The organism is Citrobacter sp. 172116965, assembly GCF_013458095.1.
GTDB classification, from domain to species: Bacteria; Pseudomonadota; Gammaproteobacteria; order Enterobacterales; family Enterobacteriaceae; genus Citrobacter; species Citrobacter braakii.
The window spans coordinates 1,767,315-1,781,126 of sequence record NZ_CP046673.1; the positions used below are offsets into that span (position 1 = coordinate 1,767,315).

At 51.7% G+C, this 13,812-nt stretch carries 10 protein-coding genes; 9 read left to right on the forward strand and 1 reads right to left on the reverse strand.

The window, feature by feature from the left end; genetic code table 11:
• Positions 1-178: 178 nt before the first annotated feature.
• Positions 179-1,939, reverse strand: coding sequence for a 30S ribosomal protein S12 methylthiotransferase accessory factor YcaO (gene ycaO, locus GPJ68_RS08360; protein ID WP_016152442.1), 1,761 nt, complete (start codon positions 1,937-1,939; stop codon positions 179-181).
• Positions 1,940-2,075: 136 nt separating this feature from the next.
• Between ycaO and GPJ68_RS08365 the strand changes: the two genes are divergently transcribed.
• From GPJ68_RS08365 to lpxK, 9 genes are all read left to right on the forward strand, one after another.
• A complete protein-coding gene (locus tag GPJ68_RS08365; RefSeq protein ID WP_016156114.1) occupies positions 2,076-2,768 on the forward strand; it encodes a DUF421 domain-containing protein in 693 nt (230 codons plus the stop codon).
• A gap of 212 nt (positions 2,769-2,980) precedes the next feature.
• Complete coding sequence (gene serC / locus GPJ68_RS08370) at positions 2,981-4,069, forward strand: 3-phosphoserine/phosphohydroxythreonine transaminase (RefSeq protein WP_016152445.1); 1,089 nt, start codon at positions 2,981-2,983, stop codon at positions 4,067-4,069.
• A 68-nt stretch (positions 4,070-4,137) separates the two neighbouring features.
• Entirely contained in the window at positions 4,138-5,421 is a 1,284-nt protein-coding gene (gene aroA, locus GPJ68_RS08375; protein WP_049042999.1) for a 3-phosphoshikimate 1-carboxyvinyltransferase, read from the forward strand.
• A gap of 233 nt (positions 5,422-5,654) precedes the next feature.
• On the forward strand, positions 5,655-6,338 hold the full coding sequence (gene cmk / locus GPJ68_RS08380; RefSeq protein ID WP_016152447.1) for a (d)CMP kinase: 684 nt from the start codon (positions 5,655-5,657) through the stop codon (positions 6,336-6,338).
• A 113-nt stretch (positions 6,339-6,451) separates the two neighbouring features.
• A complete protein-coding gene (gene rpsA / locus GPJ68_RS08385) occupies positions 6,452-8,125 on the forward strand; it encodes a 30S ribosomal protein S1 (RefSeq protein WP_003035776.1) in 1,674 nt (557 codons plus the stop codon).
• Between the two features lie 160 nt (positions 8,126-8,285).
• Positions 8,286-8,570 (forward strand): integration host factor subunit beta, encoded by a 285-nt coding sequence (ihfB, locus tag GPJ68_RS08390; RefSeq protein ID WP_003035780.1) that lies wholly within the window; start codon positions 8,286-8,288, stop codon positions 8,568-8,570.
• A gap of 206 nt (positions 8,571-8,776) precedes the next feature.
• The gene (locus GPJ68_RS08395) at positions 8,777-11,041 is read left to right on the forward strand and encodes a ComEC family protein (protein WP_104651582.1); all 2,265 of its coding nucleotides are present in this window, start codon (positions 8,777-8,779) and stop codon (positions 11,039-11,041) included.
• A gap of 36 nt (positions 11,042-11,077) precedes the next feature.
• The gene (gene msbA / locus GPJ68_RS08400; protein WP_101699877.1) at positions 11,078-12,826 is read left to right on the forward strand and encodes a lipid A ABC transporter ATP-binding protein/permease MsbA; all 1,749 of its coding nucleotides are present in this window, start codon (positions 11,078-11,080) and stop codon (positions 12,824-12,826) included.
• Complete coding sequence (gene lpxK / locus GPJ68_RS08405) at positions 12,823-13,800, forward strand: tetraacyldisaccharide 4'-kinase (RefSeq protein WP_016152450.1); 978 nt, start codon at positions 12,823-12,825, stop codon at positions 13,798-13,800. Before msbA ends, lpxK begins: the two co-directional genes overlap by 4 nt.
• The last annotated feature ends 12 nt before the right edge of the window (positions 13,801-13,812 follow it).

A 13,812-nucleotide genomic window follows, 5' to 3' on the forward strand; every position in this document is an offset into this window, starting at 1 on the left:
GTAATTGAGATAAAAAACCACATTAATAAGCTAATTTTCTTAATATCAACTACTAATATTTAACCTTGTTTTTACATTTATTTTTTGATTTGACCAAAATAAAAAACAGGGCGCATTAAGCGCCCCGTAATATAGCCCAGACAATACCTTTAGCCTACTCAGCGCAGGCTGATTGTCACTATTTTGACCAATGTGCTGCTTTCGCGCGCTGCAGTTTTTCGTAAGCTTTCAGCAGAGACTGATGCGCCGGGAAAGCCTGCAGATCGTTATCAACAGTTTGAAGCCCGTAGAACGGCGCTTCGCCACTTAATGCTGCACTTGCGGCTTCAACCGCCTCGGCACCGTACATGCGCACAAACGCGTTCAGATATTGTAGCGGCTGACGATCTTCTTCCTGAGATAGCAGCAGCAGCGTTTGCAGACAGCGGTAGTAGTTGGCACGTTCAGCGCTAAAGACAGAGGCGTTGAATTCCATCGTCCATTCTGTCCAGACCAGCGCCTGCTCCAGGTCGCCGCCGGCCAGCGCCAGCATCACTTTAAGCTCGCCAATGCGCAGGGTGTACCAACCGTTATCCGCACCGGTTGCCAGACCGAGCAGCTCGCGTACGCGGGTGAAGTCGTCAAAGCCTTCTTCATCCAGTTGTTCGATCAGATTGAGATAGTCTTCTTTATCCCATTCACTGCCCGGGAGCGAGAGAATAGTGTCACGCAGATGGGCGCCCATGGCGTTGTTGGCTAACCACAGATCTTCAGCCGGATAGATGTCAGACATTCCCGGAACAATAATGCGGCACGCATAAACGCTCAGGTGCTCGTAGTCGGCGATATACACTTCTTTATCTTCAGCATTGAAGATGGCCATCAGGGTGGCGAACTCTTCTTCCGTGGTACCGGAGAAATTCCAGTCAACGAACGGATAGTCAGCATCCTGCTTGAACAGATCCCAGGAGATCAGGCCGCTGGAATCGATGAAGTGAGTTTCAAGGTTAGTGTGTTCAGCCACTTCTTCGTCGTCAAAGGTTGGTGGGGTGAAGACATCAAGATCTTTCAGACCACGGCCCTGCAGCAGTTCAGTGACGGTACGCTCCAGCGCAACGCCGAAATCCGGGTGCGCACCGAAGGAGGCAAAGCAGGTACCATTGGCCGGGTTGAACAGGACAACGCAAATCACCGGATACTTGCCGCCCAGCGAGCCATCGTAGGCGAAAATTGGGAAACCTTCCGCTTCCAGTTTGGCGATGGACTCCACCACTGCCGGGTAGCGCGCCATGACTTCGGCCGGGATTTCCGGCAGGCTGATGCTTTCCGCAATAATACGGTTCTTCACATGACGCTCAAAGACTTCAGACAGGCCCTGAACGCGCGCTTCGTTTCGGGTGTTACCCGCAGACATGCCGTTAGAAACGTACAGGTTGCCAATAATGTTCATCGGAATATAGACGGTCTGGTTATCCGACTGACGGGTAAACGGTAGGCCGCAGACCCCACGTTCTTCATTACCGGATTGCAGATCGATAAGCATGCTGCCAGTCAGTTCGTTGTCTGGATCGTAAAACGCACGCAGACGAGCATCCAGTAGACCTTCAGGTACGTCGTCTTCTTCAGTCAACGGGAACCATTTTTCGTTCGGATAATGCACGAATGGGCCGTTGGCGATGGTTTCACCCAGCCAGAAATCCGCAAAGAAATAGTTAGTCGACAGACGCTCAAAATATTCGCCTAGCGCGGAAGCCAGCGCCGCTTTTTTCGTCGCGCCTTTACCGTTGGTGAAGCACAGCGCGCATTCTTTGTCGCGAATATGTACAGACCAGACGTTAGGGACGGGATTCAACCACGAGGCTTCTTCAATTTGAAAACCAAGGTCGAGCAATTTTTGCTGGAAGCGAGCGATGGAGTCTTCCAGAGCGGCATCTTTGCCGGGGATAAATGTTTGCGTCATGAAAATCACTTTTGTCGTACGGAAAGCGCGCAATGATACGGGTTTTAAATGAATGGCGCTATCGTCGCCGGAGTTCAGACGTAAATAAAAGTATTAGCTATGCTTTCCTACAGCCAACCAAGTTTAGAGCATAATAATGAAAGCTTTCGATTTACACCGAATGGTACTGGATAAGGTGCCCATGGATTTTCTGGGAGAAGTTGCTCTGCGCAGCCTCTATACCTTTATATTGGTTTTTCTGTTTTTAAAAATCACCGGACGTCGCGGCGTACGCCAGATGTCGCTTTTTGAAGTGCTGATTATCCTTACGCTGGGTTCCGCGGCGGGAGACGTGGCATTTTATGATGATGTCCCGATGCTGCCGGTGCTGGTGGTCTTTATTACGCTTGCTGTGCTGTATCGGCTGGTTATGTGGCTGATGGCGCATAGCGAGAAAATGGAGGATTTGCTGGAGGGCAAGCCCGTTGTGATCATTGAGGACGGCGAACTGGCATGGTCGAAGCTCAATAGCGCCAATATGACGGAATTCGAATTCTTTATGGAATTGCGTTTGAACGGCGTGGAGCAATTGGGACAGGTGAGACTGGCCATCCTGGAGACTAATGGGCAAATCAGCGTCTATTTCTTTGCTGATGAAGACGTAAAGCCGGGGCTCAGTATTTTGCCTAAACGCTGCACACAGCGATTTAAAGTGATACCTGAAGCTGGGGACTATGCCTGTATACGGTGTAGTGAAGTGGTGCAAATGAACGCCGGAGATCATCAATTATGTCCACGCTGTGCAAATCCAGAATGGTCGAAGGCCAGTCGGGCAAAACGGGTCACCTGACAGCGAAAATCTCGGTTTTTACCCGTCAATCCGATAGATTCTGTTGTGTGACCAATGACACATTTTTACCCTGGTCAGTTTTACCCATTGCGGCGCGTGTCACTGAATGATAAAACCGATATCCACAGGAATAACTTATACCAATGTCTGTCACCGGATTATCGCCAATGACAGGATGTTGATTGGACAACAACACAACGTGGTGAGGGGAAATGGCTCAGGTCTTCAATTTTAGTTCAGGTCCGGCAATGTTACCGGCAGAAGTACTTAAACTGGCTCAACAGGATCTTCGCGACTGGAACGGTCTTGGCACGTCGGTGATGGAAATTAGCCACCGTGGCAAAGAATTCATCCAGGTCGCAGAGGAAGCGGAGCAGGATTTTCGCGATCTTCTCAGCATCCCCTCCAACTATAAAGTGTTGTTCTGCCATGGCGGTGGGCGCGGGCAGTTTGCGGGTATCCCGTTAAATATTCTGGGTGACAAAACCACGGCGGATTACGTTGATGCCGGTTATTGGGCCGCCAGCGCAATTAAAGAAGCGAAAAAATACTGTACGCCAAACGTTATCGACGCCAAAGTCACCGTTGACGGACTGCGTGCTGTTAAGCCAATGAGCGAATGGCAGCTTTCTGACAACGCGGCGTATTTGCACTATTGCCCGAATGAAACCATTGATGGCATTGCGATCGATGAAACGCCGAATTTTGCCAGCAATGTGGTGGTTACGGCGGATCTGTCCTCTACCATTCTTTCCGCACCGCTTGACGTGAGCCGTTATGGCGTAATTTATGCCGGGGCGCAGAAAAACATCGGCCCGGCCGGGCTGACCATTGTCATCGTACGTGAAGATTTGCTGGGTAAGGCTCATGTGTCATGCCCGTCAATCCTCGACTATACCGTGCTGAATGACAACGACTCCATGTTCAACACGCCGCCAACCTTTGCCTGGTATCTGTCTGGCCTGGTCTTTAAATGGCTGAAAGAGCAGGGCGGTGTTAACGCGATGGATAAAATTAACCAGCAAAAAGCGGAACTGCTGTACGGCGTAATCGATAACAGCGATTTCTACCGTAACGACGTGGCAAAATCGAACCGTTCACGCATGAACGTACCGTTCCAGCTTGCTGACAGCGCCCTGGATAAACTCTTCCTGGAAGAGTCTTTCGCTGCGGGTCTGCACGCGTTGAAAGGGCACCGTGTGGTCGGCGGTATGCGCGCGTCCATCTACAATGCAATGCCGCTAGAAGGTGTAAAAGCGCTGACCGATTTCATGGTCGATTTCGAGCGCCGCCGCGGTTAATCTGCTGTATTTTCATCCCCACAGCCAGTCTGTGGGGTTTTTATGTCTGTTTTTGAGAGTCGAGTTTCATGGAATCCCTGACGTTACAACCCATTGCGCGGGTGGATGGCACCATCAATCTGCCTGGATCCAAAAGTGTTTCTAACCGCGCTTTGCTGCTGGCTGCATTAGCAAATGGCACCACTGTCCTGACCAACCTTCTGGACAGCGATGATGTCCGCCATATGCTTAATGCTCTGAATGCGTTAGGAATTAGCTATACCCTTTCTGCCGACCGTACGCGTTGCGAGATTATCGGCAATGGCGGCGCGCTGCATGCCGAAGGCGCAGTAGAACTGTTCCTTGGCAATGCCGGAACCGCAATGCGCCCACTGGCCGCTGCGCTGTGTCTGGGCAGTAATGACATCGTGTTGACAGGCGAACCGCGCATGAAAGAGCGCCCGATTGGCCATCTGGTTGATGCGTTACGCCAGGGCGGAGCCAACATTGAATACCTGGAGCAGGAAAACTATCCGCCTTTACGTCTGCGCGGTGGCTTTACCGGAGGACAGGTTGAGGTAGACGGCAGCGTATCCAGCCAGTTCCTGACTGCGTTGCTGATGACTGCGCCACTGGCGCCGCAGGATACGACGATCGCCATTAAAGGCGAGCTGGTATCCAAACCTTACATTGATATCACACTGAACCTGATGAAAACGTTTGGTGTTGAAATTGAGAATCAGAACTACCAGCGCTTTATTGTGCAGGGTCAGCAGCAGTATCAGTCACCGGGTGCATATCTGGTTGAAGGTGACGCTTCTTCCGCTTCCTATTTTCTCGCAGCAGGAGCCATTAAAGGCGGTACGGTAAAAGTCACCGGGATTGGCCGAAACAGTATGCAGGGTGATATCCGCTTCGCTGATGTGCTGGAAAAAATGGGCGCGACCATTACCTGGGGCGATGACTTTATTGCCTGTACTCACGGTGAGCTGAACGCGGTAGACATGGATATGAACCATATTCCCGATGCCGCGATGACCATCGCCACGGCAGCGCTGTTTGCTAAAGGCACCACGACCTTACGTAACATCTATAACTGGCGCGTCAAAGAGACCGACCGCCTGTTCGCGATGGCGACCGAGTTGCGTAAAGTGGGTGCGATCGTTGAAGAGGGCGAAGACTATATTCGCGTTACACCACCGGCGACGTTACAGTTTGCGGAGATCGCGACCTACAACGATCACCGCATGGCGATGTGTTTCTCGCTGGTGGCGTTGTCTGACACGCCGGTGACCATTCTGGACCCTAAATGTACCGCCAAAACCTTCCCGGATTATTTCGAACAGCTGGCGCGTATTAGTATACCTGCCTGATCCTCACATCTGACGATCGCGCTCCGCATATTCGTGAGCGCATCGCTGCAGATAAAAAGTAAATCAGTGTCATCTTCCGGGCTGGTTTCTCGCCTGCCCGCTATAATTGCGCAATTCTTCCTCACATCGTTACAGACTAATCGGGTTTTTACACTCTGTGTTAACGATTATTAGCGTTGGCGCGTATAATGCGCGGCGTTCACGTTAACGTATGCCCGTTTAAGGAGAAAAAGATGACGGCAATTGCCCCGGTTATTACCATTGATGGCCCAAGTGGTGCAGGAAAAGGCACCTTGTGCAAGGCAATGGCGGAAGCATTGCAATGGCATCTGTTAGATTCAGGCGCGATCTACCGCGTACTGGCGCTCGCAGCGTTGCATCACCATGTTGATGTCACATCTGAAGATGCTCTGGTACCGCTTGCCTCACACCTGGATGTGCGTTTTATCTCAACGGACGGCAACCTGGAAGTCATTCTGGAAGGTGAAGATGTCAGCGGCGAAATCCGCACCCAGGAAGTAGCGAATGCCGCATCTCAGGTCGCTGCGTTTCCTCGCGTACGCGAAGCGCTGTTACGTCGTCAACGCGCGTTTCGTGAAGCGCCCGGCCTGATTGCCGACGGACGAGACATGGGGACCGTGGTGTTCCCGGATGCACCAGTGAAAATTTTCCTGGACGCCTCCTCGCAAGAACGTGCGCATAGACGTATGCTACAGTTGCAGGAAAAGGGCTTTAGTGTTAACTTTGAACGCCTTTTGGCCGAGATCGAAGAACGCGATTTCCGCGATCGTAATCGTGCTGTAGCGCCGCTGGTTCCCGCTGCTGATGCTTTAGTTTTGGATTCAACCCGATTAAGCATTGAGCAAGTGATTGAAAAAGCGTTACAATACGCGCGCCAAAAACTGGCACTCGCTTAAGTGCGACCGAATTTGCAGTACCCCCGTTGCAATGGATTGACAGCGGGTATGTTAAACAACCCCATCCGGCATGGAGCCAGGTGGACGTTAAATATGAAACCTGAAGATTAAACATGACTGAATCTTTTGCTCAACTGTTTGAAGAATCCTTAAAAGAAATCGAAACCCGTCCGGGTTCCATCGTTCGTGGTGTTGTTGTTGCTATCGACAAAGACGTAGTACTGGTTGACGCTGGTCTGAAATCTGAGTCCGCCATTCCGGCAGAGCAGTTCAAAAACGCCCAGGGTGAGTTGGAAATCCAGGTTGGTGACGAAGTTGACGTTGCTCTGGATGCAGTAGAAGACGGCTTCGGTGAAACCCTGCTGTCCCGTGAAAAAGCTAAACGTCACGAAGCTTGGATCACGCTGGAAAAAGCTTACGAAGAAGCTGCAACCGTTACTGGTGTTATCAATGGCAAAGTCAAGGGTGGCTTCACTGTTGAGCTGAATGGTATTCGCGCGTTCCTGCCGGGTTCCCTGGTAGACGTTCGTCCGGTCCGCGACACGCTGCACCTGGAAGGCAAAGAGCTTGAATTCAAAGTAATCAAGCTGGATCAGAAGCGTAACAACGTTGTTGTTTCCCGTCGTGCCGTTATCGAATCCGAAAACAGCGCAGAACGCGATCAGCTGCTGGAAAACCTGCAGGAAGGCATGGAAGTTAAAGGTATCGTTAAGAACCTCACTGACTACGGTGCATTCGTTGATCTGGGTGGCGTTGACGGCCTGCTGCACATCACCGACATGGCATGGAAACGCGTTAAGCATCCGAGCGAAATCGTAAACGTTGGCGACGAAATCACTGTTAAAGTGCTGAAGTTCGACCGCGAGCGTACTCGTGTATCTCTGGGCCTGAAACAGCTGGGCGAAGATCCATGGGTAGCTATCGCTAAGCGTTATCCGGAAGGTACCAAACTGACTGGTCGCGTGACCAACCTGACCGACTACGGCTGCTTCGTTGAAATCGAAGAAGGCGTTGAAGGCCTGGTTCACGTTTCCGAAATGGATTGGACCAACAAAAACATCCACCCGTCCAAAGTTGTTAACGTTGGCGATGTAGTGGAAGTTATGGTTCTGGATATCGACGAAGAACGTCGTCGTATCTCCCTGGGTCTGAAGCAGTGCAAAAACAACCCATGGCAGCAGTTCGCGGAAACCCACAACAAGGGCGACCGTGTTGAAGGTAAAATCAAGTCTATCACTGACTTCGGTATCTTCATCGGCCTGGACGGCGGCATCGACGGCCTGGTTCACCTGTCTGACATCTCCTGGAACGTTGCAGGCGAAGAAGCAGTTCGTGAATACAAAAAAGGCGACGAAATCGCAGCTGTTGTTCTGCAGGTTGACGCAGAGCGTGAGCGTATCTCTCTGGGCGTTAAACAACTCGCAGAAGATCCGTTCAACAACTGGGTTGCACTGAACAAGAAAGGCGCAATCGTAAACGGTAAAGTCACTGCAGTTGATGCTAAAGGCGCAACCGTAGAACTGGCTGACGGCGTTGAAGGTTACCTGCGCGCTTCTGAAGCTTCCCGCGACCGCGTTGAAGATGCAACTCTGGTTCTGAGCGTAGGCGACGACGTTGAAGCTAAATTCACCGGCGTTGATCGTAAGAACCGCGCAATCAGCCTGTCTGTTCGTGCTAAAGACGAAGCTGATGAGAAAGATGCAATCGCAACTGTTAACAAACAGGAAGATGCTAACTTCTCTAACAACGCAATGGCTGAAGCTTTCAAAGCAGCTAAAGGCGAGTAATATCGAGTGCTCCTAAATCCTTTGTGCTGTTAACAGCACAAAGGGTGACGAGTAGCTTGACAGATTACAGGATTCGTCCTGTAATCAATGACAAAGGGCGGCTAAGGCCGCCCTTAATCAATGCAGCAGCTAATTATGCCTTTAAGGAACCGGAGGAATCATGACCAAGTCAGAATTGATTGAAAGACTTGCAACCCAGCAACCTCATATTCCCGCGAAAGCGGTTGAAGATGCAGTTAAAGAGATGCTGGAACATATGGCCTCGACTCTTGCGCAGGGCGAGCGTATTGAAATCCGCGGTTTCGGCAGTTTCTCTTTGCATTACCGCGCACCGCGCACCGGACGTAATCCGAAGACCGGCGATAAAGTGGACCTGGAAGGAAAATACGTTCCGCACTTTAAACCAGGTAAAGAACTGCGCGATCGCGCCAATATTTACGGTTAAGTTTTTAGCGAGACTTAACGCCGAGAAAAGCACCCGCATGGGTGCTTTTTTCATTTCTGCCAGCCCATCCTGGAATCCCGGTCCCAGTTAATTTGCACGTTACAAGCGCCGCTAAATGTTAGCGGAATGCATACCGTATAACGCTAAATTGGCACCAGACAACCGTCGAACATTACTGCACACTTCCTGCTACAGGGAGGTGACTGATGAAAATAACAACGGTTAGTACGAGTGCATTATTCGGCATTCTCCCGCTTATGCTATTACCTGCGTTACCTGACATGCTGTGCATCGGCGTTATATTTGGTCTGGCAATTCTGCTCTGCCTTATTTCTCACAGCCCTGTACGTTTCGCCGGATTAACCCTGCTATTTTTTCTTTGGGGAGTTCAGGCTGCGAAAGATGCGCTGTGGGCCGGTAATACGCTGCCTGCAAAAAGTCAGCAGGCCATCGTGCGGATAACCGGAACCGATAATATGACAACGCACTACGGCCAGATCACGCATCTGCAGGGGAAGCGGGTATTTCCTGCCATCGGAATTACTCTGTATGGGCAGTACTTACCCGGCAACGTTTGTGCGGGCCAGACATGGGCGATGACGTTGAAGGTTCGTGCTATACACGGTCAATTGAACGAGGGCGGGTTTGATAGCCAGCGTTACGCATTGGCGCAGCACCAGCTGCTGACGGGAAGATTTTTGCAGGCTTCGGTTATCACACAACAATGCAGTTTGCGTTCGCGGTATCTCTCCTCGTTGAAAAGCGCGCTCGCCGACTATCCCTGGCAGCAGGTTATACTGGGCCTGGGAATGGGGGAGCGCTTGTCCGTATCACAAGCGGTGAAAACCATTATGCGTGATACCGGTACGACCCATTTGATGGCTATCTCCGGGCTGCATATTGCATTTGCCGCACTTCTGGCAGCAGGATTAATTCGCGCGGGGCAATTTTTTATGCCAACCAGATGGATTTGCTGGCAGGTTCCGTTAGTTGGCGGGATCGTCTGCGCAACATTCTATGCCTGGTTAACGGGGCTACAGCCCCCGGCATTACGTACGGTTGTTGCGCTACTGGTCTGGGGAGGGCTAAAACTCAGCGGCAGGCAGTGGAGTGGATGGTCGGTGTGGATCTGCTGTCTGGCAGCCATTCTGGTGGTGGATCCTGTCGCCGTTCTTTCACAAAGTCTGTGGTTGTCTGCTTTTGCCGTTGCGGCGCTGCTGTTCTGGTATCAATGGGTTCCGATGCCGGATTGGCCGCTGTCGCGCGTTGGACGCCAATTTCTGGCGCTTGCTCATTTGCAATTGGGAATTATGCTCCTGCTTCTGCCTGTGCAAATCGCGATGTTTCACGGTTTTAGCCTGACCTCATTTCTGGCGAATTTGTTTGCTGTACCGCTGGTTACGTTTATTTCCGTACCATTGATATTAGCAGGCATGATCGTGCATTTAACCGGGCTGGCGATGGTTGAGTCGAACCTATGGTATTTAGCGGATCGCTCCCTCGCGCTATTATTTTGGGGGCTCAGGAGCCTGCCTGAAGGGTGGATCAATATTGATGCACGTTGGCAATGGCTTGCATTTGTACCCGGACTCCTGCTCATCGCATATCGGCTGAACGCGTGGCGAACTATACCGGTAGTTTGCGTCACTGTGCTCCTTTTACTGAGCGCCCCGTTCTGGCGAACGCTACGTACTGATGTCTGGCAAGTGCATATGCTGGACGTCGGGCAGGGACTGGCGATGGTTATTTCGCGCAATGGGAAAGCGATTCTTTACGATACCGGTCTGGCATGGCCTGAAGGCGATAGCGCGCAACAGCTGATTATTCCCTGGCTACGCTGGCACAACCTGGAGCCAGAAGGCGTTATTTTAAGCCATGAGCATATGGATCACCGGGGCGGGTTGCGTTCGCTGCAGCAAGCCTGGCCGTCGCTATGGATAAGAAGCCCATTAGGTTGGGAAGGGCATCTCCCGTGTTTACGCGGGGAGCGCTGGCAATGGCAAGGGTTAACCTTTAGTGCGCATTGGCCCGTGCGTGGAAATAAAGATCTGGGGAATAACCACTCCTGCGTGGTTAAGGTCGATGACGGGCATCAGAGTATTCTGCTGACCGGAGATATTGAGTCTCCCGCTGAACAAAAAATGCTCAGTCACTACTGGCAGCATCTGCAGTCTACGGTGATACAGGTTCCACATCATGGTAGCAATAGCTCATCATCGCAGGCGCTGATTCAGCGGGTCGGCGGGCAGGCCGCGTTAGCCTCCGCATCCCGTTACAATGCCTGGCGTCTCCCGTCCAGGAAAGTGAAGCAACGTTATCGGCAACAAAATTATCAATGGCTGGATACACCCCACCAGGGGCAGATTACGCTGGATTTTTATCAAAAAAACTGGCGAATAAACAGCTTGCGGGATCAGATTTTACCTCGTTGGTATCATCAGTGGTTTGGCGTGTCGGAGGATAACGGGTAGAATATGCGGCTATTCTAACAAATGCTGGTTTTTTGAATGCATAACGATAAAGATCTCTCTACGTGGCAGACGTTTCGCCGACTATGGCCAACCATAGCGCCTTTTAAATCGGGTCTGATCGTGGCGGGTATAGCGTTAATCCTGAACGCGGCCAGCGATACCTTCATGCTATCGCTCCTTAAGCCATTACTGGATGATGGTTTTGGTAAAACGGATCGCTCGGTGCTGCTGTGGATGCCGCTGGTGGTCATTGGACTAATGGTTCTTCGCGGATTCACCAGCTATGTCTCCAGCTACTGCATCTCATGGGTATCAGGCAAAGTGGTCATGACCATGCGTCGCCGCCTGTTTGGCCATATGATGGGCATGCCGGTGTCCTTTTTTGATAAACAGTCTACAGGTACGCTGTTGTCACGTATTACCTATGATTCAGAGCAGGTCGCATCATCGTCCTCCGGCGCGCTGATCACCGTGGTACGTGAAGGGGCTTCAATTATTGGCCTGTTTATCATGATGTTCTATTACAGCTGGCAGCTGTCATTGATCCTGATTGTACTGGCGCCAATTGTTTCAGTGGCGATTCGTATAGTTTCCAAGCGTTTTCGTAGCATCAGTAAAAATATGCAAAACACCATGGGGCAGGTTACGACCAGTGCAGAGCAGATGCTGAAAGGCCACAAAGAAGTTCTGATTTTTGGTGGTCAGGAAGTCGAAACTAAGCGCTTTGATAAAGTCAGCAATAAGATGCGTTTGCAGGGCATGAAGATGGTTTCCGCCTCTTCTATCTCCGATCCTATCATCCAGCTGATTGCGTCTCTGGCTCTGGCCTTCGTGTTGTATGCAGCCAGCTTCCCAAGCGTAATGGAAAACCTGACTGCAGGGACAATTACGGTTGTCTTCTCCTCAATGATCGCGCTGATGCGTCCGTTGAAATCGCTGACCAACGTCAACGCACAGTTCCAGCGCGGTATGGCGGCCTGCCAGACCTTATTTACGATTCTGGATAGCGAGCAGGAAAAAGATGAAGGTACGCGCGAAATCGAACGCGCTACCGGCAATCTCGAGTTCCGCAACGTGACATTCACCTATCCGGGACGTGAAGTACCTGCGCTGCGCAACATCAACATGAATATTCCAGCGGGGAAAACCGTTGCCCTGGTTGGCCGTTCGGGTTCAGGGAAATCCACCATCGCCAGCTTGATCACGCGCTTTTATGATATTGATGAAGGGCAGATTCTAATGGACGGACACGATCTACGTGAATATACCCTGGCATCCTTGCGCGATCAGGTCGCGTTGGTTTCGCAGAATGTGCACCTGTTTAACGATACGGTTGCCAACAACATCGCCTACGCGCGTACCGATTTGTACAGCCGTGAGCAGATCGAAAAAGCGGCGAAAATGGCTTACGCCATGGATTTCATCAATAAGATGGACAATGGCCTGGATACGGTGATTGGCGAAAACGGCGTCCTGCTATCTGGTGGTCAGCGCCAGCGTATCGCTATTGCCCGCGCCTTGTTGCGTGACAGTCCGATTCTGATCCTTGATGAAGCAACGTCGGCACTCGATACCGAGTCTGAACGCGCGATTCAGGCTGCTCTGGATGAGCTTCAGAAAAACCGTACCTCCCTGGTGATTGCTCACCGCCTTTCTACCATTGAACAGGCGGATGAAATCATCGTGGTGGAAGACGGTATTATTGTTGAGCGTGGAACCCATAGCGAGCTGATTGAGCAGCGTGGGGTGTATGCACAATTACATAAAATGCAATTCGGTCAATGATCGCTCGAATCTGGTCTGGTGAGTCGCCGCTGTGGCGACTGTTACTCCCGCTCTCCTGGCTGTATGGCCTGGTGAGTGGGGGGATCCGCTTATGTTACAAGCTTGGGATTAAACGCGCGTGGCGTGCACCAGTCCCGGTTGTGGTGGTCGGAAACCTGACCGCGGGCGGCAATGGCAAAACACCAGTGGTGATTTGGCTGGTTGAACAACTGCGTCAACGTGGGATTCGCGTGGGCGTGGTGTCGCGTGGTTATGGCGGGAAAGCGGCTGCTTACCCGCTGTTACTGACCGCAGACACCACTACGGCAGAAGCGGGTGATGAACCTGTGCTGATCGCCCAACGCACCGGCGTGCCCGTAGCGGTATCCCCGGTAAGATCGGATGCGGTCAAAGCCATTTTGGCCCAACACGATGTGCAGATGATTGTGACGGACGATGGGCTACAGCACTACCGTCTGGCGCGAGATGTTGAAATCGTGGTTATTGACGGAGAACGTCGGTTTGGCAATGGCTGGTGGCTTCCCGCGGGTCCCATGCGGGAACGCGCAGGCCGGCTTAAATCGGTGGATGCGACTATCGTTAACGGTGGCGTTGCGCAGCCAGGGGAAATCCCTATGCGACTTGAACCGGGGCTGGCCGTTAATTTACGTACGGGTGAACGCCGCGATGTGTCGCAGCTGTCCAATATTGTCGCCATGGCGGGCATTGGCCATCCACCGCGTTTTTTTGCCACGCTGGAAGCATGCGGTGCCAGCGTGCAAAAAAGTATTGCGCTGGCAGACCATCAGTCTCTGACCTACAGTGACGTCAGTGCGTTTGCAGACGCCGGGCAAACGCTGGTGATGACGGAAAAAGATGCGGTTAAGTGCCGTGCATTTGCCGATGAAAACTGGTGGTATTTACCTGTTGACGCTCATTTGTCAGGCGATCGGCCTGATATGTTGCTGGATAGCTTAATCTCGCTGACTCGCTAACTGATTCACGCT